This window comes from Cryobacterium sp. CG_9.6, from assembly GCF_029893365.1.
In the GTDB taxonomy this organism is placed as follows: Bacteria; Actinomycetota; Actinomycetes; order Actinomycetales; family Microbacteriaceae; genus Cryobacterium.
The window spans coordinates 2740147-2761105 of record NZ_JARXUZ010000001.1; the positions used below are offsets into that span (position 1 = coordinate 2740147).

At 65.9% G+C, this 20959-nt stretch carries 16 protein-coding genes and 1 tRNA gene; 6 read left to right on the forward strand and 11 right to left on the reverse strand.

Translation table 11 applies throughout. The annotated features are described in order from the left end of the window. Positions 1–2: 2 nt before the first annotated feature. The gene (locus H4V99_RS12545; RefSeq protein WP_280678791.1) at positions 3–896 is read right to left on the reverse strand and encodes a xanthine dehydrogenase family protein subunit M; all 894 of its coding nucleotides are present in this window, start codon (positions 894–896) and stop codon (positions 3–5) included. Positions 897–1015: 119 nt separating this feature from the next. Here H4V99_RS12545 and H4V99_RS12550 point away from each other — a divergent pair, with 119 nt between their 5' ends. Continuing rightward, positions 1016–1990, forward strand: coding sequence for a LysR family transcriptional regulator (locus tag H4V99_RS12550; protein WP_280680113.1), 975 nt, complete (start codon positions 1016–1018; stop codon positions 1988–1990). Between the two features lie 77 nt (positions 1991–2067). After that, positions 2068–2541: a CHRD domain-containing protein gene (locus H4V99_RS12555; protein WP_280678793.1), complete on the forward strand. Its 474-nt coding sequence runs from the start codon at positions 2068–2070 to the stop codon at positions 2539–2541. 199 nt (positions 2542–2740) lie between these two features. Here the strand turns inward: H4V99_RS12555 and H4V99_RS12560 are convergent. From H4V99_RS12560 to galU, 4 genes are all read right to left on the reverse strand, one after another. Next, positions 2741–2813: transfer RNA gene (locus H4V99_RS12560), tRNA-Ala, on the reverse strand. A gap of 66 nt (positions 2814–2879) precedes the next feature. After that, positions 2880–3887 carry a hypothetical protein gene (locus H4V99_RS12565; protein WP_280678795.1) on the reverse strand — a complete coding sequence of 336 codons (1008 nt, stop codon included), beginning with the start codon at positions 3885–3887 and terminating at the stop codon, positions 2880–2882. A 91-nt stretch (positions 3888–3978) separates the two neighbouring features. Next, a complete protein-coding gene (locus H4V99_RS12570; protein WP_280678797.1) occupies positions 3979–4638 on the reverse strand; it encodes a GNAT family protein in 660 nt (219 codons plus the stop codon). Positions 4639–4725: 87 nt separating this feature from the next. Next, positions 4726–5619: a UTP--glucose-1-phosphate uridylyltransferase GalU gene (gene galU / locus H4V99_RS12575; RefSeq protein ID WP_280678799.1), complete on the reverse strand. Its 894-nt coding sequence runs from the start codon at positions 5617–5619 to the stop codon at positions 4726–4728. A 34-nt stretch (positions 5620–5653) separates the two neighbouring features. On the opposite strand from galU, the gene H4V99_RS12580 reads away from it, so the two are divergent. From H4V99_RS12580 to mscL, 3 genes are read left to right on the forward strand one after another with little or no spacing between them, the layout of a single operon-like run. Next, the gene (locus H4V99_RS12580) at positions 5654–6232 is read left to right on the forward strand and encodes a 5-formyltetrahydrofolate cyclo-ligase (protein WP_280678801.1); all 579 of its coding nucleotides are present in this window, start codon (positions 5654–5656) and stop codon (positions 6230–6232) included. Between the two features lie 49 nt (positions 6233–6281). After that, on the forward strand, positions 6282–6650 hold the full coding sequence (locus H4V99_RS12585) for an FmdB family zinc ribbon protein (protein WP_280678803.1): 369 nt from the start codon (positions 6282–6284) through the stop codon (positions 6648–6650). Positions 6651–6653: 3 nt separating this feature from the next. Continuing rightward, the gene (gene mscL / locus H4V99_RS12590) at positions 6654–7142 is read left to right on the forward strand and encodes a large conductance mechanosensitive channel protein MscL (protein WP_348522367.1); all 489 of its coding nucleotides are present in this window, start codon (positions 6654–6656) and stop codon (positions 7140–7142) included. 554 nt (positions 7143–7696) lie between these two features. On the opposite strand, the gene H4V99_RS12595 is transcribed toward mscL, so the two are convergent. The 4 genes from H4V99_RS12595 to H4V99_RS12610 form a co-directional block, all read right to left on the reverse strand. Beyond that, complete coding sequence (locus H4V99_RS12595; RefSeq protein WP_280678805.1) at positions 7697–8488, reverse strand: ATP-binding cassette domain-containing protein; 792 nt, start codon at positions 8486–8488, stop codon at positions 7697–7699. Then, on the reverse strand, positions 8485–9537 hold the full coding sequence (locus H4V99_RS12600) for an ABC transporter permease (protein ID WP_280678806.1): 1053 nt from the start codon (positions 9535–9537) through the stop codon (positions 8485–8487). The genes H4V99_RS12595 and H4V99_RS12600 overlap by 4 nt, the downstream gene beginning before the upstream one ends. A gap of 36 nt (positions 9538–9573) precedes the next feature. Continuing rightward, a complete protein-coding gene (locus H4V99_RS12605) occupies positions 9574–10572 on the reverse strand; it encodes a substrate-binding domain-containing protein (protein ID WP_280678807.1) in 999 nt (332 codons plus the stop codon). Positions 10573–10917: 345 nt separating this feature from the next. Continuing rightward, entirely contained in the window at positions 10918–14685 is a 3768-nt protein-coding gene (locus H4V99_RS12610) for an AAA family ATPase (protein ID WP_280678808.1), read from the reverse strand. Positions 14686–14797: 112 nt separating this feature from the next. Here H4V99_RS12610 and H4V99_RS12615 point away from each other — a divergent pair, with 112 nt between their 5' ends. Next, positions 14798–15487: a 4'-phosphopantetheinyl transferase superfamily protein gene (locus H4V99_RS12615; protein ID WP_280678809.1), complete on the forward strand. Its 690-nt coding sequence runs from the start codon at positions 14798–14800 to the stop codon at positions 15485–15487. Here the strand turns inward: H4V99_RS12615 and H4V99_RS12620 are convergent. Further along, complete coding sequence (locus H4V99_RS12620; protein WP_280678810.1) at positions 15444–16772, reverse strand: M1 family metallopeptidase; 1329 nt, start codon at positions 16770–16772, stop codon at positions 15444–15446. The genes H4V99_RS12615 and H4V99_RS12620 overlap by 44 nt on opposite strands. A gap of 11 nt (positions 16773–16783) precedes the next feature. After that, positions 16784–20749: a Pls/PosA family non-ribosomal peptide synthetase gene (locus H4V99_RS12625; RefSeq protein ID WP_280680117.1), complete on the reverse strand. Its 3966-nt coding sequence runs from the start codon at positions 20747–20749 to the stop codon at positions 16784–16786. Between the last annotated feature and the right edge of the window lie 210 nt (positions 20750–20959).

A 20959-nucleotide genomic window follows, 5' to 3' on the forward strand; every position in this document is an offset into this window, starting at 1 on the left:
CTTCAACCTTCCGTACTGTCGATGGTGAGGGTGGAGGCTGCGCGGGCGGAGGCTTTCCGCAGCACGCGGCGAGTGAGTTCGTCGGCGAGGTGTCGTTTGTAGTCCACCGGGCCGCGCTGGTCGGCGAGGGGGTCAGAGGCCAACGCGGCCAGTCGGCCAGACTCCTCGAACAGGGCTTCGGTGGGTACCTGGCCGATGAGCACCGCTTCCACCTCTGTGACGTTGCGCTCGAGCCCCACCGCGGTGAGTCCCACGGCGACGGACTCGATGGTGCCGTTGGTCGCCAGGGTGACCGAGGCACCGGCGGCTGCCACAGCCCAGTCGCCTACCCGGCGCTCGACTTTCTCGTAGGCGCTGCCGGAGTGCGCGCGAATAGGCAAGCGCACCTCGCAGAGCAGTTCGTTCTGGGCCACGGCGGTCTCATACGGACCGCGATGGAAGTCGGTCATCGACAACATCCGCTCCCCGGACGGCCCTCGAACGACGGCGATCGCACCGAGCACGTGACACACGGTGGACAGGTCTTCGGCCGGGTCGGCCTGGCAGAGGGAGCCACCGATGGTTCCTCGGTTACGCACGATCGGGTCGGCGATGACCTTCTCGGCATCGACGATGATCGGGAACAGGCGGGCCACGTCCGCGGATTCAAACAGGGCGGTGTGCCGGGTCATGGCACCGATGCGCAGAAAACCCTTGTCCACCAACATGAAGTCCAGCTCAAACAGGTCGTTGATGTCAACGAGCCATTCGGGTCGCGCCAGGCGCAGTTTCATCATGGGCAGGAGGCTGTGGCCACCCGCGACAACCCGGGATTCCGGGCCGTGGCGATCAAGCAGGGCCAGGGCATTCTCGACCGAACTGGCACGCACATAGTCGAATGGAGCGGGAATCTGCACAGGTCTCTCCTCACTGAGAGTGGCCGGCCACGGTGCCGGACGCTGTTGTGTTCGATAGCTTGCTCCCCGGCTCCAAGGCTGTCAATATCGTCCTAAGCGAAAGGTTATGAGCCGTGTCGATGACGATGAAGCAGCTGCGGGCATTCGCGCTGGTGGCCAAACTGGGCTCGCTGCGCGCCGCTGCGGAGTCCCTGGGCATCAGCGAACCGGCCGTGTCATCGGCCATCGCGTCGCTCCGCCTCGACCTTGGTGACCAGCTTTTTTTGCGCTCGGGCGCCGGTATCGCGCTCACCCCGGGAGGTCGGGCGCTGGCCGGTCATGCGCAGGAAATCGTAGGACTGGCCGACCAGATTCGCTGGGAGGTCAGCCATGCCGAGACATCGGCACCGGGTCTGCGGGTGCTTGTCACGGGGGCTTTCGGCGAGCATGCGGCCGGGCGTCTGCTGGATGCCTTCTCCCGGCGCGCGCCCGGGCTGTCCGTCGATGTGGAGATGGTGGTTGAGTCCGCCCACGACGTCTCGGCGCTTCTGCAGGAGCACGCCTACGACGTGGCGCTCGGGAGTCGGATACCGATTCGGGGCGGCGGCATGAACCTCAGTTCGGTTCCTTTTCTGCGCTACCACCGCGTGCTGGTGGCAGCGCCCGGGCATCCGCTTGCTCAGCTCAACGGGCCTGTTCCGCTCAGCCGGCTGCCCGCGGCCCCGTGGTTTACCGGCCCGATCGGGGTGGAGGAGTTCACCTCCGAGGGCGACTGGCTTGCAGCGCTCCCCGAACTACCGGACCTGGTTGCGCTCAGCAGTGAGACGGATGCCCTCGCCGCCGTTCGCGCCGGCGAGGGCATCATGCTCGCGCTCGCGCATATCGTGCGGCAAGAGGTGGCGGACCACTCATTGGCGAGCCTGCCGGTGCCCGGCCTGCCCGTGCCCGGGCTGTGGTGGGCCACGACGCTGGATGGGGAGCGGGCCAGCCCGGCAGCGCGCACCCTGCAACGCTTCGTCACCACGGCCGAAGCGACAGCAGCCATGCTCGCACCCGGCGGGTCACGAGGCCTGGCCCGCAGGGGATCACGCGTGCACGTGGCGCTCTGGAGTTGACAAGGTACGCACGACCGCTTCAGCAAGAACGGGGGCTTTCGACCCGCGCTGCTGCGCCCTGGCCTGATGGTCTGTCAATGACGCCAATTGAGGCTGCTGTGAACATGATCACCCGCTCTACTTCCCGACTACTCGCGGTTGCCATGACCGTTGCCGCGCTCACTCTTGCGGGCGGTGGAATTGCGAACGCCAAACCGGGTGGTGTGCCCGCAATTCCCCTCAACAACGAGCAGGAAACCGGAATGGTCGACACGGGGGCGAGTGGTTTTCTGAGTTACGACGTGTCGGGCACGGAATTTTGCTACACGCTCGAGGTACGCAATCTCTCCCAGCCGGCTGTCGCCGGGCACATCCACGTGGGAGCACGAAATGCGGCGGGGCCCGTCGTCATCCCACTGACGATCGGCGCAGGGACGGATTGGACCGTCCAGACCTGCGTGGCCGCAAGCGAGGCGCTGCTCGCAAACATCGCGGCCAACCCCCGCGACTATTACGTCAACGTACACACCCCGGCTTTCCCCGGCGGTGAGATTCGCGGGCAGGTCAAATAACCACAGTGCAGAGCCGCTGAGCCAACCGTCGTCGCATAGCCTCACTCTCAGTTGATTATTCCGGCGACCAGTTCCGCGCACCCGCCCGGGCGCTGCCAGGGCAAGAAAAAAGCAGCCGGCTTTCAGGTTGAACCCTGAAGCCGGCTGCTTCGTTGCGATTTCCCAGAACATCTCGTGAGATGTCCTGAAACCGCCTCAGTGGAGCTAAGGAGATTCGAACTCCTGACCTTCTCATTGCGAACGAGACGCGCTACCAACTGCGCCATAGCCCCTTACTGCTTATGCAGAATATCACGCGCGGGAGAGGCCCGAGTGCACGGGCACGCCCATTTCGGGGTTTAGCCCACCGCGCGACGCAGTCGCAGCACGGCGTCGAGGTCGGTCATGCCCGGTTCAGTATCGCCCAAGATCCCCATCGCGGCGAAGCGATTGTCGGCGGCGGGGGCGGCCACGGGGATGGCTGCGGGGATAGGCACAGGGGTGGCCACGGGGAGCGATCGCGGAGCCGGAACGGACGGGGTGATCTGCGACGCACGACGCTCGATCTCCGCTTCCTGAGCGGCGCGGCGAAGCTGAGCCGCGGCATCCACTGAGGCCATGGCTGTCTGGGCGATCGAGCCGCGGGAGAGGTGCAGGGGGCGTGGCAGCGGCTGCGGCGTCCACGTGGGAGCGACCACGGGGGTGGTCTCCAGCTGAACGGGCTCGAACGGCTGCCCGGTGAGCCGGGCGCGTTCGGGTGTGACGACGTGCACGACACGAGCCGTGCGAGCCACCCGGGCCAGTCGGGTGAGGGTGAAGAAGGCGGCAGCGATGGTGACGATACCCATGACGAACAGTCCCCAGGAGCCTGCCACCACGATGGGCGCAATCCCGCCCAGAAGGCACAGGAGACCGGTGAGGAGCACAACGGAGCTGAGGGCGCGCCCGCGGCGCAGGCGGCGCAGCGTCTGGGCCGGAGACACCGGAATGGGAACCCGGTTGGCCGCCTCGATAGCGGCTGTCACCCCGCGGGCCGCCGCGGCGGCATCTGCCTCGGCCTGGTCTGCTGCAACCTTCATTTTTGCCTGCTCCTTCGCTGCGGCGCTCGCGGCCGCCCGAGCCGTCTTTTCACTCTGAGCAAGAATCTTTTGTTGTTCTGCCACCGTGCGCGCGTTGGCCTCGAGGCGCACCTGCGCGGGGATCTCGGCGGTTTCGGCAAGAATACGCAGCGTCTGCTGCAATCGAACGGCGTTACGTTCGGTGGCCAGGTACTGGCGGCGACGCGACCAGGTGGGCATCAAGTACGCGACCCAGAGCACAGCAGCCACCGCTACCATCACTCCCCCACCCAGTGCGTCACCAGTCATGTTGTCTACGGTAAGAGTCTGCGGCGCGTCCGCGCATGATTACGGAAGGTGTGTTCATCAAAATTGTCACTATTTTGTAATCCGGCAGCGGTTATCGAGTCTTCGTGGGCAGCGGATGCGCTGCCGCCTCACGATCGGCGGCCGTCACCTGTGCGGCATCCTCCGGCACGCGGCCGTCCTTCCAGCGGCGCAAGACGCCCTGGTCGAGTTCTTCCGCCACCAGTCCGAAACAGAAATGATCACGCCAGTCACCGTTGATATGAATGAATCGGCGCCGAAGTCCCTCATAGCGAAATCCGAGCTTCTGCACGACGCGAAGGGAGGGAGCGTTCTCCGGGCGAATGCAGATCTCCATGCGGTGCAGCCCCAGCTGGTAAAAGCAGTAGTCCGTGGCGAGGGCCACCGCGGTGGGCGTCACAGATTTTCCGGCAAAACGCTCGCCAACCCAGTACCCCACGGTTGCCGACGAGAGTGAACCCCACGTGATGGACGACACGTTCAACTGACCGGCAAGCTGGCCGTCATACTCCACGATGAACGGGAGGCCACTCCCGGCACGAGAATGTGACAGCAACCCGCGAATGCTGGCCCGCGAGTCAAAAGACATGGGCGCGTAGGGATTGGTCGCCTCCCACTTGCGCAGCCACGACCGATTGTCCAGAAGTTCGCCCTCGAGCACCTTGGAGTCCCGCAGGCGCACCGGGCGCAACGTAACAAGGCCCTCCCTGAGGGTGGGAATGGCGAGTGGCACGGGTGACCTGTCTGTTCGGGGGCGCGGGCGGGCCACAAGGCCCAGCGATCGCAACTGCGTGGTGGAACTTTCTGGTTCTAGTCTGCCTTAGTCCATCTGCTTCACGAATTCGTGCAGCCACGGCTTGAGGTCAACACCAAGGTCTTCCCTGTCGACGGCGAGCTGCACAATGGCCTTGATGTAGTCGAGGCGGTCGCCGGTGTCATAACGCCGGCCGCGGAAGATGACGCCGTACACGCCGCCGGTCTCATCGGGGTTGGCGGCCATCTCCTGCAGCGCGTCGGTGAGCTGGATCTCATTACCCTTGCCCGGTGCGGTGTGCTCCAGAATGTCGAAGACCTCGGGGCGCAGCACGTAGCGACCGATGATGGCCAGGTTGGAGGGAGCTTCCTCCGCGCTCGGCTTTTCGACCAGACCGGTGATGCGCACCACGTCCGGGTCGTCGGTGGGCTCGATCGCGGCGGCACCGTACATGTGGATCTGCGAGGGGTCGACCTCCATGAGGGCAACAATGCTGGTGTTGCGCTTCATCTGCTCGTCGATCATCTGTGTGAGCAACGGGTCGCGGGCATCGATGATGTCGTCACCGAGCAGTACGGCGAAGGGCTCGTGGTTGATGTGCATGCGGGCGCGGAGCACGGCGTGACCGAGGCCGCGCGGGTCACCCTGACGCACGTAGTGAATGTCGGCCAGCTCGTTCGACTCGCGCACCCGGGCGAGACGGGCGTGGTCGCCCTTGCGCTCCAGCATGGCCTCGAGCTCCGTCATGCGGTCGAAGTGGTTTTCGAGTGCGTTTTTGTTGCGGCCCGTGACCATGAGAATGTCACTCAGACCCGAGGCCACGGCCTCTTCGACGACGTACTGAATGGCCGGCTTGTCAACGACCGGCAGCATTTCCTTCGGCATTGCCTTGGTGGCAGGCAGAAAGCGCGTGCCGAGTCCTGCTGCCGGAATGACGGCCTTTGTAATTTGGGTTCCCATGGCCCCTACGTTAGCGGCATCTAGAATGTGACGTATGGACTCAGACATCGCTCACCGCAAGCGAGCGCTCCGCGCTGAGTTACGGGAACGCCGCCGCAACCTCACTTCGCGCGAGCGCGAGGCCGCGACGGCCGGTTTCACCGCCAACTTGCAGAGCCTCGTTATCGATCTTTCCGCTCGTTCACTGTCGTGTTACCTGTCAGCGACGAATGAACCCAACACTCGGCCCTTTCTTAACTGGGCGCACGACCAGGGTCTCACCGTCCTCCTCCCCATTTCGAGGGAGGACGGTTTGCTCGACTGGACCGTGGGCGACAACGAGTCAGAATTCGAGGGTATCGCCGGTGTGCCGGAGGCGGTGGGTGAACTCCTCGGCCCCATTGCCATCAACAACGTTGATCTCATCATCGTGCCGGCCGCAGCAGTGGATGCGACGGGGTTGCGGATGGGCTGGGGCCGCGGGTATTTCGACAAAACACTGGGTTCCATGGAAAAATGTCCTCCGGTGTATGCCCTCGTTTTTGACAGTGAGTACGTGGACGATGTGCCCCGCGAGGTTCACGACCAGCCCGTCAACGGCCTCGTCACCCCCACGCGAATTATCGCGTTCTAGTTTTACCCGGCACGCAAACGCGTACCGCGCCTTACCAGCTGGAGATTCAGTGCCTACCTATTCTTACCGTTGCACCGAGTGTGACACCGCCTTCGACATCCAGCAGGCCTTCACCGACCACTCGCTCACGGTGTGTCCCACCTGCCAGGGAAAGCTCCGCAAGGTCTTCTCGTCCATCGGCGTGACCTTCAGCGGATCGGGCTTCTACAGCAACGACTCGAAGAGCGATTCCAAACGCTCTAACCCCAACCTCGACCGCAAGCCGAGCGAGAAGTCCGACAGTAAATCAGACTCGACGTCATCGTCTACGCCGTCTGCACCGCCCAGCACGCCGGCCAAGAAGGACAGTGCTCCCGCGTCGTCGTCGTCATCGTCGTCGTCTTCCAGTTCATCCACGTCCGCAGCCAAGGCCTCCTGAGGCATGTCACGTGGCGTTGTCACCCAAGTACTTCGTCTGGAGCACCCTTTGCTAAGTGGATTCAAAGAGTTCATCATGCGCGGAAACGTGATCGATCTTGCCGTGGCCGTGGTCATAGGCACGGCGTTCACGGCCGTTGTCACCGCGATTGTGACCAGCGTCTTCAATCCGTTGATCGCCGCGATCTTCAACTCGGAGACCCTCAGCGAGGCGCTGCGGATCCCGCTGCGTGCCGGCAATAACCCGCCCGAGCTGGCTCTCGGCGCCGTGCTCGCCGCGCTGATCAACTTTGTGCTGATCGCCGCGGTGGTCTATTTTGTCTTCGTGCTGCCGCTGAACAAGCTCAAGGAGTCTCAGGACCGCCGTCGGAACGCGGGTGTTCCCGTCGCCGTTGTTGCGCAGCCCACCACCGAACTCGACCTGCTCACCGAGATCCGCGACCTGCTCGCCAAGAACGCGGCTTCGTCCGCAGTTGAGCCACCGAAGCACTAGCGTCCCCGCACCGCGCGCAGCACCGCGGCTACCGCTCCCGGTGTCGCTAGTTCAGGAGATCCGCACCGCGGCATCCGCTCGCCCCCGTCATTCCGCGGCGACCCCGCGGCCCAGGCGACTATCTCCTGAAGTAGCAACCACAAGGCCCGTCCAGCTGGCCAAGCAGGGGCACCGCACGGCGGCGAGGTCCGGCTATCCGCACCGCGCGCAGCACCGCGGCTACCGCTCCCGGTGTCGCTACTTCAGGAGATCCGCACCGCGGCACCCGCTCGCCCCCGTCATTCCGCGGCGACCCCGCGGCCCAGGCGACTATCTCCTGAACTAGCAACCACACGGCCCGCCCAGCAGGCCAAGCAGGGGCACCGCACGGCGGCGAGGTCCGGCTATCCGCACCGCGCGCAGCACCGCCGCGGCTACCGCTCCCGGTGTCGCTAGTTCAGGAGATCCGCACCGCGGCACGCGCGCGCCCCCGTCATTCCGCGGCGGCCCCGCGGCCCAGGCGAGTATCTCCTGAAGTAGCAACCAGAAGGGCCGTCCAGGGGGCGTTGGCGGCTCTAGTCGCGGGCGATCTCGTGCGCGAGCGCATCAAGCTCGGCACCGCCGGCCATGAGCCGGGTGAGCTCGGCAATCTCGATGTCTGCCTTGGCGAACTCGCCGAGGCTCGCCCCGCGATTGAGCAGCAGGAACCGGTCCCCCACCGGGTAGGCGTGGTGCGGGTTGTGGGTGATGAACACGAGGCCGAGGCCGCTGTCGCGTGCCTGTGCGATGTAGCGCAGCACGATTCCGGCCTGCTTCACTCCCAGCGCGGACGTGGGTTCATCGAGGATGACCACCTTGGCCCCGAAGTGCACAGCGCGGGCAATGGCCACGGATTGGCGCTCGCCCCCGGACAGTGTGCCGATGGGCTGGGTCACGTCGCGCAGGTCGATGCCCATGCGCGCCAGCTCGTGCTTCGTGATGGCCTTCATCTCTCGCACCTTGAGACTGCTGAACGGCCCGACACCGGTCGACAGCTCCGCACCCAAAAAGAAGTTGCGCCACACGGGCATCAGGGGGACGACGGCAAGGTCCTGGTAGACCGTGGCGATCCCGGAGTCGAGGGCGTCTCGCGGCCCCGTGAATCGCTTTTCGGTTCCGTTCAGAAGCAGAGAACCGGAGTCGTGGGCGTGGGCACCGGCGAGAATCTTGATGAACGTGGACTTGCCGGCGCCGTTGTCACCCAGTACACACAAAACCTGACCCGCATCCACCGCAGTGGAAATGTCGGTGAGGGCAATGATCGAGCCGTAGCTTTTGCCGAGGTGCCGCACCTCGAGAATCGGTGGTGTGCCTGTGTCGGTGTTCATTCTCGGACTCCGGCCTGTCGACGCACATACAGGTTGACCAGCACGGCCAGCAGAAGCATGCCGCCCAGAAATGCTTTCAGCCAGTTGTTGTCCCACTGGGCGAAGACGATCCCCTGCAGGGTCATACCGTAGATGAGTGCGCCGATGGCGGCACCAATAGCCGAGCCGAAGCCTCCGGTGAGGAGGCATCCGCCCACCACGGCACAGATGATGTAGATAAACTCCTGGCCGATTCCGGTGGTGGCCTGCACCGTGGACACGTCAAAGAGGGAGAGCATTCCCACCAGCCAGCCTGCCCCCGCTGTTCCCATGAACAGGCCAATCTTCGTTTTGACCACCGGAACCCCGGTCTGGCGGGCGCTTTGCTGCTGCCCGCCCACGGCAAAGATCCAGTTTCCGTAGGTGGTGCGCAACAGTATCCAGGTGGCCACGACCGTGATCACCAACCACCACACCACAGAGATCTTCAGGTTGAGACCGAGGATGGGGAGCGTCGATCCGAAAAAGCCCGCGACGACATCGAACCCGGGAACGGCGGCCATGCCCTGAATGGCAACCTGCCCGGTCACCAGCTTGGTTCCGGCGAGGTTGACACCCTGCAAGATGAAGAATGTTCCCAGCGTGACGATGAAGCTGGGCAGCCCGGTTTTCATGACAACAAAACCGTTGAACGCGCCTACCGACAGCGCGACCCCCAGCGCCACAAGCATGGCAACCCAAATATTCATGCCATATTGCGTGGTGAACGCACCCACCAGAAGCCCGGTTGTTCCCGTCATGGCGCCCGCCGACAGATCGAATTCGCCGCCGATCATCAGCATGGCCACCGCCACGGCCATGATTCCAAACAATGACGCGGAGAACAGCCAGGTTGCCACGCCAGCCGGCGACAAAAACGCGTCCGTGATCAGGGAGAAGAACACAAAGATCCCGAGCGCGGCCACGAGGGCGCCAATCTCGGGACGCCGCAGGAGCAGCACGACCGGCCGGGTGGAAACCACACGTTCTTCCGTCACCTCCCTGACCGATGCAGCGGGGGTCCTACTCATGAGCGTCCGTTCGGGTGGGTGAGAGCATCGGTCGAGTTAGCGGGTGCCGTTTCCGGCGTATTCCGCCACCTGCGACGCATTCTCCTTGGTGATGTAGCCCGGACCGGAGTACACGGGCGCGCCACCGCCCACGATGTTTCCGTTGCTCCAGTACAGCTCAAAGAACGTCACCGGGAGATAGCCCTGCAGATACGGCTGCTGATCGATCGCAAAAAGAATCTTGTCGTCCTGGATGAGCTTCGTGACATCGCTGGACACATCAAATGTGCCCACCTGAGCCGAACTCGCAGCCTCCTCAACGGCCTGCGCCGCCGCCACCGCAATGGCGGGGTTGAGAGTGAGTACGGCGTCAATGCTCGGGTCAGCCAGCAACGCGCTCGTGATGGTGTTCTGCGCATCGGCGATATTGGCCACGTCAACCTGCACGTTTTTGATCGCACCGCCGAAGGTGTCCGCGGCACCGGCGCACCGATCCTCGAGGCCCTTGTTGCCGGCCTCATGAACAATGCAGATCACATTGGTGGCCCCGGCGTCGGTGAACTGCTGACCCGCACCCTGCCCTGCGGGGAATTCGCTCTGACCCACGTGGGTCATCGCACCGAACGCCGCCGACTCTTCGGCACCCGAGTTAATGGTGATGACCGGAATCTTGGCGGCCACGGCATCGGCAATGGCGCCCTTGACACCATCAGGGTTGGCCATGGACACAATAATGCCGTCGACGTCAGCGGCGATGGCGGTCTCAATGAGCTGACTCTGCTTCTGCGGGTCCGGGTCACCCTGGTACGTGATCGTGGCCCCGTAGACCTCGGCAGCGGCTTCTGCCCCCGACTTCACCACGTCCCAGAAGGGGTCCCCCGGCACGGAGTGCACCACCAGAGCGAACGTACGCTCGCTCGACTCAGCCGCGGACGTGGGTGCCGCCGTGGGGGTGCATCCGCTCAGCAGGAGGGGAACCGTGGCGGCGGCGACAAGCAGGCCGATCAGGCCGCGACGGGTTCTGGGCAACATGGGGGCAGCGGTGAGTCGTGACATGGTGAACTGGGCTCCTGGGCACGGGCGCGGATGGTGGGGAGGACGAGCGCGGAAGGCCGGTGCGCTCGCTTCGCGCCTTCGCCGGTCTTTTGGACCGATTCCCCCAGAATACGCCCCGGCAGACCCACAATGGTGGTTACCAGTGCGGCGGCCGGTCCTGACGCAGCCGCGCGTCGTTCGCGCTCGGGGTCGCGCCACCGTGGGCAACACCCCCCTCTTCGCGCAATACGGGCGGATGCGGGTTGGGATCAGTCCCGGGGGCCGGGAGCAGTTTGGCGCGGCGTGCGGTGCCCGCCGCCCGCACAATCGGCTGGCGCTCGGTGCCCCGCTTCGAAACCGGGTCCATCAGGACAGCGGCCGTACCGGGTCACCCTGACCGGCAGAGCCGATGCCCGGGCGTTCGACACCAACGATTGACGCCACGCGAGCGGCGACGGCGTCGGGGTTGCTGAACAATTCGAAGCTGTGCACGCGCAGGTAGTGCCAGCCCAGACGACGAAGCACCTCGGGGCGAAGCCTGAGGGACTCGCGCAGGCTCGCCCGGCCCACCACGGCATCCGTTTCCACCACGATGGCACGACCCAGGTGCGATGCCGCGAGAGCCAGCTTGCCGCGATGCCCGAGGGTCACCGTGAGCCCAAGGCGTTCCAGGCGACCCGCCAGATCAACGAGCATGGCCTCGCTCGCATCGGGCACCTGAACCTCAACGCTGCGGGCCTCGGTTTCGCTGAGCACCTGCGCGAGGGCAAGTATGCCGTGGCGCTGGCGGTCCACCTCGATGTCGGAGGGGCGGAAGCACGACACGATGTCCATTGACCGACGGGCGCGCGTCATTCCGATTGCGAGCAGGCGTTCGCCGCCCGGTTCGCCCAGCGACCCGAAGTTGGACAGCAGGCGTCCGTGGGGCGTGCGCCCGTAACCGATGGAGAAGATGACCCGGTCGCGGCTCTGTGCCACGGCCTGCTCCAGGGTGAGAACGGTGAACGGCTCGGCGCGATCCTTCAAAATGAAGTCGGAGAGGTCGGTGCGTTTGGCGAACGCGGCAAGCACGGCCTGGTGCACGCGCACCGAGTGCCGGGCACTGGCGGTGATGACCATGAGCGATTCGCGGGGACGCTTCATCGCGTGGTCGATCACCAGTTCCACGACCTTGACAACTTCGGCGTCGACGCTCTCAATGGCGCCGCTGTCGGCGTCGGGCATTCCGCGTCCGCCGGCCACGTAGTTGATGCTGAGGCTCCCGTGCCCCAAATAACTTCCCGCCCACGGCAGCGAGTCGATGCGTCCGCCGTAGAAGCGGTGATTCACGAGCTCCGCGAGGTCTTCTCCCCCGGCCCGGTAGCTGCGGGTGAGGGTGAGCGTGGGCAGCAACTCGCCCAGCCGAGCGAGCGCGGAGTCGGCGTGCATCGCGTCGACGGTGACGGTGGGTTCGGTGCCCGGTTCCGCAGCGTCCCGAATGCCGGTTTCAAATGACGACGGTGTCTGGGTGACGGGGTCGCCGAAGGCCACAATCTGCCGACCGCGGCGAATGGCCCCCACGTTTTCGGCGAGGGTGGTGGCCCCGGCATCCACGAGCAGCACGGTATCGAAGCTGATGCGATCCGAGATGCCGGCCATCTCATAGGGCGACGCGAGCCACACGGGCGCGAGCACGCGGCCGAGGTGCGGCGCCACGTCGTTCAACCGTGCCGGGGTCGCGCGATCGGCGCGCAGCAGTCGCCGCAGCTGATCGGCCTCGTCGGGCCAGTCCACCACGCCGATCTTCCACGTCTCGGCCAGCAGCCACGCCAGAAGCTGGCCGGTAGCGGATGCGTGCGCCTCGTCCACGAGTTTGAAATCGGCTTCGAGGCGGTCCAGAACGCCGGTGTTCGCGTTCAGCAGCGCGCGGTCTCCCGAGAGCATGGTTTCGAGCACCGACTGCCACCACGCGAGTTCCAGCTCGGCGGCCACGTTCTGCTCCGACACGTGTCGCTGAGACAGGTCCATCATCAGTGGGTCGAGGTTGTTCTCGCGCAGGGTGGCGAGCAGCGCCGTACGCTCGTGCAGGTTGGCCAGCACCTCGCTCTCGGCGGCAAGGCCGGCAATCGTGTAAATCAGTTCCTTGATCGGACGGGACACCAGGGCACGTGTTGTGCCGGCTGCGCCGAGCGGAACATCGAGGAGGCTCAGGTCTTCGGAAACCCGCTGATAGGCGACATGCACGTCGTTGATGCCCACCGGAACCTCCGGAGTGACGCCCGCCGCGGCGTAGCGCTGCCACAGGGTGCGCTGCTGCTGAATGCGCCGCAGGCTCTCGTTCATGTCGGTGACCCGAACTCCGGGACGCAAATACTCGTCGGCCAACTTGCGCAGTCGGCGACGGTTGGCCGATGTCATCTCCGTCGATTCTCGGCGCGATGACGTGGCCGCAATCAGCTCGGTGAGGGATCGGTCGTAAACGGCCGGCTGAAACTTGTCGAGGGTCTCCCGAATATCGAGCAGCAACCGCAGGTACACGCCGAGCTCCGACACGGTTTCGAACGGACGCAACCGCGTCTGACCGACCAGTCCGGCGGCACGCTCCAAGAGGCGCGGAAGTTCGGTCTTGTTAATACGCTTGGCTAGCTGATGCGTGTTGGAGGCATCCGCTGTGGAGGTGAACGAGGCGCCATACCAGGGCGAGTCACCGGGTCCGTAGCGGAATTCGCCGAGCGCTGCGGCCTTGATGAGCGTCGCGGCAGCGGCGGGCCGCGAGTAGGCGAGCAGCTCAAGCGCATGGCGGTCGAGGCGCGCGGTGGTGGATGGCGGCGGCGACAGCTGGGCCAGACGGGCGAGTTCACCGAGGGCGTCGAGCACCGATACGCCAAGAGCCGAGTCGCGTCGCGTCAGCGCGGAGCGGTAGTCGAGCAGCACCTTGCGCAGGCGCACGAGGGCGTCATCCACGTCCCCCACGCGCGGCTGGGTGGCCTTCTCGTTGCGCGTGATCGACTGAATCAGGTCGCGCTTGAGGCTGCGCGGGGTGACGGCCACGCCCGGCAGACCCACCTGCACGAGGCGATGCGCAATGCCGTCGAGGCTCGAGCGGCGCGCACTCACCACGAGCACCCGCTTGTGCTGTGCGATGAGGGAACCGATGGCGTTCACGATGGTTTGCGTGCCGCCGGTGCCCGGGAGCGTCTTCACCACAAGCGAGTTGCCCGCGGCAATTTGCGCCACCACGTTCTCCTGCTCGGGGTCCGCGTCAAGCAGCAGCACGTCCGTGGCCGGCGGGCGGGCGTCTTGCCCGATGGGCACCACCGGGTTGTAGGCCGTTTCAATGTTCTGCCGGGCATGACGGTTGCCGGCAATCGCGTCGAGAAGCGGATGCTCCAACTTGTGGGCATCGGCGGCCAGCGCACGGCCCACATCGGCGAACGACGACACCACCAGTCGGGGAACAACCTGAAACCAGGGAAGGTGCGAGGTGAGGCCACGCAGTCGGTCAATCACCGGCTGCGGCTTGAAGGCCCCGTTCGTGACGGCGAGGGCCACGAACGCGTCGGCGTCGAGGGTGATCTGAAACTGGTCGTGCAGGGCCCGAGCGAGTTCGGGGTTGAGAAACGGTTGCCCCTTGAGCTTGAGCTCGTAATCGCGACCGTAACGACGAATGGCAAGCGGTCGCAGCAGCACCGGCGCGAGAAAGTCCACGTCGTTGAAGCGCCATTCCGCCAGACCGATACCCAGGTTGACGGACTCAATGCCGCGCATCGATCGAAGCTCGATGCCCTTCTGGGTGATCTCGTTCGCGGCCAGGCGGGCATTGCGCAGCGCCAGTTCATCGCGAATCAAATTGGACAGCAGCGTGGTTTTTCCGGAAATGAACTGCGGCAGACCACCGGGATGGGTGGCGCTCAGCTCAATGCGCGTGCGCGGGCTGTCGCTGAAGTGCAGCAGCGGAGAGCGACCACCCAGCTGCCCGATTTCGTCGCGCCACCGCTTCCACTCGGGCTCAGCAATGTTGCCGGCCACCAGCGAGGGGTCGCCCAGGCTCAACGCATGCGGGCTGGTGGAGTTTTGCGGGTCAGGTGAAGAGACGTCCGCGTACTTCGAGAGCACATCGTCGTCGTCATCTTGTTTTCTATCCAAGTGCCACACAGGGCCACCCTAATTGCCCAACATGATAATCGTGGTGAAGCGGCCGGGGTTTCGTGGGTTTATGCCCCGATATCACGCGACAGGCCTCCTCCACTCGCCTAGGCTCATCGCTGTGCACGGTACTCGGTCAGCGGATGTCTCGGTGCGAGTTCGCGCCCGCGCCACCACCACCGCCACTGATCACGCCGCGCTGGCTGCCCTCGTGGCTGCTCGACTCGCGAGCGAGCCGTCGACCGGCTTCCGCCGGGGGCACGTTGTGCACGTGTCCGAGATCGAAATCGCCCACCGCTGCTCCCACTGCGGGTCGTCCCGGCACGGCCAGCCGTATGTGGCCGCTCCCCTCCACCTCGCCGGAACGGTGCACGTGAGCCTGAGTCGCGCCGGCACCTGGCTGGCACTGGCCGTGTCGCGCACCGGGCCTGTGGGAATCGATCTGGAGGAGATCTCTGCCGTGCGCCGTGCCGGATTTGATGATGTGGCCTTCAACCCCACTGAAAGGGCCGAACTGGCCCTGCTCGATACCGCCGCCGCCGATCACGCGCGTGCCGTGTTCTGGACCCGCAAAGAAGCCCTGCTGAAACTCACCGGAGACGGCCTGCGGGTTGACCCGCGAGAGCTCACCGCCTCACTCTGGGAGAGTGCCCCGCTCCTCTGGCCCCGTGCACCACTGGACATGACCACGGTGCAAATCAGCCCGGTACACATCGACCCGGTACGTGTGGGCGACGCCACCCTCGTCGGAACCCTCGTGCAGCAGGTTAGAGGCTCGGAAGACTGGCCGAGAAAATCCAGCGATCGATGAAGGTGCCGATGACGCGGCTTCCGGTGTGCTGGGCAAAGAAGGTGATGAAGGCATCCGTTGTCACGTGGCCGTGGCGAAACGCTTGCGTGTAGGCGCTCAGCGCGGAGAAGAACGCCTCGTCCCCGAGGGACACCCGAATGGCGTGCAGGGTCAGCGCGCCGCGCTTGTAGACGCGATCGTCAAACATGTCGCGCGGCCCCGGGTCGCCCACAACGAGGTCTTTGGGTAGCTTGTTGAGCTCGTTACGAAACGCGCGGGCACTCTGATCTGCGCTCCGCCCGCCGCTCTGTTCCTCCCATAACCACTCGGCGTAGCAGGCAAAGCCCTCGTGTAACCAGATGTCTTGCCACCTTGAGACCGTGAGGCTGTTTCCGTACCACTGGTGGGCCAGTTCGTGGGCGATCAGCCGGTCGCTGCCATGCACTCCGTCGGCGTGATTGCGCCCGAACACCGCCAGACCGTGCGCCTCCAGCGGAATCTCCAGCTCGTCGTCGGTCACCACGACTGAGTACGACGAGAACGGGTAGGGCCCAAACCGGTCGGAAAAGAACGTGATCATTTCGCCCAGCCGCCCGAAGTCCGTCGCCACCTCGCTCGAGTGGTCGGCGGGGAAGAACAGGCTCTGCGCCACCGGGGACGCCGCCAGATCCCGCCTGCGGTAGCGGCCGATCGCCACGGTGGCGAGATACGTGGCCACGGGCTCGCGCACATAAAATGTCCAGCTCGTGCGGCCCGACCGTGCCGACTGCGACACGAGCGTGCCATTGGAAATAACGGTGTAGCCCGATTCGCAGCTCACGCTGATGCGATAGGTGGCCTTGTTGCTCGGATGGTCGTTACACGGAAACCAGGTTTGTGCGCCAATAGGTTGCCCCGACACCAGCACACCGTCGTCGAGCTCTTCCCACCCCACCTCGCCCCAGGCGCTGCGCACCGGATGCGGCGCACCGCGGTAGCGCACCAGAATCTCGAACGACACCCCCGCCTGCAGCGTCGTGGCCGCGGTCACCACGAGTTTGCGCGCCGTGTGGGTGAATTTGCGCGCCGCCACCCCGTTCACGGTCACCTTGTCCACGGACAAACCGGCGCAGTCAAGACTGAAACGATCAAGCCGGCCGGTGGCCCGTGCGGTGATGATCGCCGTGGCGTTCAGCCGGTTCGTGGCCACGCGGTAGTCAAGGGCGAGGTCGTAGTGCTCCGCGAGATACCCGCCATTTCCGCTGGTGGGAATGTAGGGATCACCAGCGGTTGCGGAGCCGGAGTGGAGAGTGGGAAGAGAGGGCATCAGACCTCCCACTATTTCATGACCGGCTGCACATCAGCCACCGGAACCGGCCATGGCGGGGCGTGCCACGGCGAGATGGGGTTTCCCGACCAGATCGATCCGGTAGGAACCCGTTCGCCGCGCATCACGAGCGAGGCCGGTCCCACGGTCGATCCCTCATCGACCGACGCCGCGGGCAGGATCACGCTGTGCGGGCCCAGCGTCGATCCGGCGGCCATCACCACCGTGTCGAGCTGCATAATACGGTCGTGAAAAAGGTGCGTTTGCACAACGCAGCCGCGGTTCACGGTAACGCCGTCACCGAGGTTCACGAGGTCGGCTTCGGGTAGCCAGTACGACTCGCACCACACTCCCCGGCCCACCGTGGCACCCAGGCTACGCAGCCACACGGCCAGGGCGGGTGTTCCGGCCGCCTTCGCCGCGAACCACGGCCGCGCCACAATCTCCACAAAGCTATCCGACACGTCGTTGCGCCAGATGAACGATGACCAGAGCGGATGCTCCGTGGCCGCGATGCGCCCCACCAGCAGCCACTTGGCCGCACTGGTCACCACTGCGGCGAGCGCTCCCGCCGCCAGCAGCACCACGCCGGAGAGGGCAATCGCAAAGCCGAGACCCACGGTGAGCCAGAGCCATTCGAGGCCGCCCAGCACGCCGAGGGCCACCAGCGCACTCACGATCGCGGGCACCAGGCGCAGAATCTCCCACAGTGCCCGGGCCACCTTCAGCTGCGTGGGCGGGTCGAATGTTCGCGCCTCGTCGGCATCCGTTATGGTTCGACGCAGCCGCGCTGCCGGGTTGCCCAGCCAGCTGGAACCCCGCTTAGCTTTGCGCGGGGTGGACGAGAGCACGGCCACGAGACCATTGCGGGGCACGGTTCGGCCGGGCCCCGCCATGCCGCTGTTGCCGAGGAACGCGCGACGCCCCACCTTGGCCGGGCCAATGTGCAGCCAGCCTCCACCCAGTTCGTAACAGGCCACCATGGTGTCATCGGCGAGGAAGGCGTCCGGCGCGATGGTGGTGAGAGACGGGATGAGTAGAACCGTGCTGGCCTCCACGCCGGAGCCCACCTTGGCCCCGAGCAGCCGCAGCCACACGGGCGTGAACAGGCTCGCGAAGAGGGGAAACAAAACGTCGCGGGTGCCATCGAGCAAGCGTTCGGTCATCCACGCTTGCCAGCCGATGCGGCTCCGCACCGGGTAGTAGCCCTCCCGCAGTCCCATGCTGAGGACCCGCACCGCCCCGATCACGAGCAGGGCGTAGAACACTCCGCCCACAAGAACGGCGAGCGGCATCATCGCTGCGGCGCGCAGCAGGGCGGAGCCGAGCGAGTCGGCGTCGCCGATAGCAAGGCCGAGCAGCAGGGCTCCCAGAGCGATCGCGAGTGCCGGAATTCCGGTGAGCGCAATCGATCCGGCCGCAAAGAGGGCGAGCCAGCGGCGACCGGCGGGCGGGCGATCGGCGGGCCACGACGACTTGGCCGAGCCGACGCGGCGGGCCGGGGACCCGGCCCAGCGTTCACCGGCCGGCACCGCATCACTCACTGCGGCTCCCGGTTCAATCTGGGCGCCGTTTCCAATGTGGGCGCCGCCGAGCAGGGTACTGCGGGAGCCGATCTTCGCGTCGGCACCGATGTGCACGTGACCGATGCGCAGAATATCTCCGTCCACCCAGAACCCGGCAAGGTCGCACTCCGGTTCAATGGCCGCCTGCGAGCCGATCGAGAGCATCCCCGTGACCGGGGGCAGGGTGTGCAGGTCAACGTCGCGGCCGATCTGGGCACCCAGTGCGCGGGCGTAGTAGCTGATCCACGGTGCACCGGCCAGACTGTGCGCGTCAACCAGAAGGGCAACCTGTTCCGCGAGCCAGAGTCGCAGATGAACGGAACCGCCGCGGGGATAGTTGCCGGGTTTCAGGCCGCGCAGCAGCAGCCGTGCGGCTACAACGGAGATCGTCATTTTGCCCACCGGGGTGACGAAGAGCAGGAAGCCCGTCACCACGGCCCACCACGAGAGTGTGGGGACAAAAGTGGATGCGCCCCAGGCCGCGAGCAGGTTGTTCGCCACCGCCAGATACACCAGCCAGCGGGCGCCGACCAGAACGTGGAGCGGAATGCCGAGCAGCGTCTGGGCGAACTGGCTGCCGCGCGGTGTGGGCAGAACACGACGGGTGACCACGGGGATGTCGGGAGTGCGGGCGTCGAGCTCGTCGGCGAGGGAGCCGATGCGCGGGTAATCGTAGATGTCGGCCACGGTGGTTTCGGCGAAGCGCTCCCGCACGGCGGAGACAAACTGTGCGGCGGAGAGCGACCCACCGCCATGGGCGAAGAAATCATCATCCGGGCCGGACACGGGAACGCCGAGGATCGCGGCCCACTTTTCGGCCAGCCACGTGGCTGTGGGGCTCAGCTCGGTGGCGGCACCCTCCTCGCCGGTGGCCGGCAGGGGCCACGGCAGTGCCGCGCGGTCCACCTTGCCGGAGGTACGGGTGGGAAGTTCGGCAACAACGGCAAGCAGCGGAACGAGTGCGGCGGGCAGTTCTTCGCGGAGCCGGTCCATGGCGACGGCGCGGTCGAAGCCGTGGGGGGCATCCGCTTGCCCGGCGGTGGTGAGCGCAATGTAGCCGACGAGCACGTGGTTACCAGCCGGAGTGGTCTGCACCACGGCAGCGCCGCCGGCAACCCCGGCGAGGGACTGCAGGGCGGCGTCGACCTCCCCGAGTTCGATACGGCGTCCGCCGAGTTTCACCTGGTCGTCGGCGCGGCCCACGAACACGAGGCCGGCGGCTTCGAAGCGCACGAGGTCGCCGCTCCGGTAGGCACGGTCCCAGCCGAGTTCGGCATGCGGGGCATACTTTTCGGCGTCTTTGGCGGGATCCAGGTAGCGGGCGAGCCCCACGCCACCAATGATGAGCTCCCCCGTCTCGCCCTCGGCCACGCGCTGGCCGGCCGCGTCGACCACGGCCAGGTTCCAGCCGTCGAGGGGCAAGCCGATGCGCACGAGGCTCTCGGTACCAAGCAACGCGCCGCACGACACTACGGTGGCCTCGGTGGGTCCGTAGGTGTTCCACACCTCACGATCGCGGTCGGTGATGCGGGCCACGAGGTCGGGCGGACAGGCCTCGCCGCCGAAGATCACGAGGCGCACCCGTTCGAGGGCGTCCTGCGGCCAGAGCGCCGCGAGCGTGGGCACGGTGGAGACCACGGTGATGCCGTGCGCAATGAGCCAGGGGCCGAGGTCTGCCCCGGAGCGCACGAGTGACCGGGGGGCGGGAACCAGGCAGGCGCCGTTGCGCCAGGCTAACCACATCTCTTCGCAGCTGGCGTCGAAGGCAACGGAGAGGCCGGCGAGCACGCGGTCGCCCGTGCCAATCGGTTCATCGCGCAGAAAGAGGCCGGCCTCGGCATCAACGAAGGCTGCGGCGGAGCGGTGCGTGACAGCCACGCCTTTGGGCACCCCGGTAGATCCCGAGGTGAAGATCACCCAGGCGTCGTCCTCGGGCGTGGGAATGACGCCGGTGGGAAAGACCAGGCCCGGGTCTTCGTTCGCGGGCAAGCCACGCGCGGCGAGCGCGGCACCGTCAACGCTGTCACGCACGGCAAAGACGGCCCCCGTGCCGATGATGCCCACAACCTGCGCCTCGGTGAAAACGAGCCGGGCGCGTTCCTCGGGGTCGTCGGCGTCGACGGGCACGTAGGCCGCGCCAACCAGCAGGGTGGCGAGAATGGACACGTAGAGGTCGCGGGTTCCCGAGGGGATGCGAATCCCCACGTTGTCCCCGCGCCGCACTCCGCTGCGGCTGAGCCTCGTGGCCTGGTCGTTCACCAGCCGCAGCAGGCCACGGTAGCTGATGGCGCCGGCCGCGTCTTCCAGGGCGAGCGCCTCCGGGTGCAGCTGCGCCGTCGCGGCCAGAATGTCGGCGAGGGTGCGCGCCGGGGTGACGCGTGATCCGGCCTCGAGCACGCGCTGCGGATGCACGTGCCGCTGGTTCTCATCTAGTGTGCTGACGTTCACGGCGCTCCCTTTATTACGCGGCCTTTTCGGCCGTGCACGGGCTTAGTTTAGAGGTCGGAGGTGTCGCGCTGACGGCACGGTCGGCATCCGCTTCTGCAACGCGGCGTAACCCTACTTGGATCTTCGGGGTACACCGGTCGATGATGAGGTTCACCACATGATTCTCGAGGGGAG

What these genes read in the sequence shown, in the direction of transcription:
- mscL (WP_348522367.1), top strand. Translation starts at nt 6,654, where the DNA reads ATGTCACGTGGCGTTGTCACCCAAGTACTTCGTCTGGAGCACCCTTTG.
- H4V99_RS12620 (WP_280678810.1), bottom strand. Translation starts at nt 16,772, where the DNA reads ATGCCCTCTCTTCCCACTCTCCACTCCGGCTCCGCAACCGCTGGTGAT.
- H4V99_RS12580 (WP_280678801.1), top strand. Translation starts at nt 5,654, where the DNA reads ATGGACTCAGACATCGCTCACCGCAAGCGAGCGCTCCGCGCTGAGTTA.
- H4V99_RS12565 (WP_280678795.1), bottom strand. Translation starts at nt 3,887, where the DNA reads ATGACTGGTGACGCACTGGGTGGGGGAGTGATGGTAGCGGTGGCTGCT.
- galU (WP_280678799.1), bottom strand. Translation starts at nt 5,619, where the DNA reads ATGGGAACCCAAATTACAAAGGCCGTCATTCCGGCAGCAGGACTCGGC.
- H4V99_RS12555 (WP_280678793.1), top strand. Translation starts at nt 2,068, where the DNA reads ATGACGCCAATTGAGGCTGCTGTGAACATGATCACCCGCTCTACTTCC.
- H4V99_RS12600 (WP_280678806.1), bottom strand. Translation starts at nt 9,537, where the DNA reads ATGAGTAGGACCCCCGCTGCATCGGTCAGGGAGGTGACGGAAGAACGT.
- H4V99_RS12550 (WP_280680113.1), top strand. Translation starts at nt 1,016, where the DNA reads ATGACGATGAAGCAGCTGCGGGCATTCGCGCTGGTGGCCAAACTGGGC.
- H4V99_RS12605 (WP_280678807.1), bottom strand. Translation starts at nt 10,572, where the DNA reads ATGTCACGACTCACCGCTGCCCCCATGTTGCCCAGAACCCGTCGCGGC.
- H4V99_RS12595 (WP_280678805.1), bottom strand. Translation starts at nt 8,488, where the DNA reads ATGAACACCGACACAGGCACACCACCGATTCTCGAGGTGCGGCACCTC.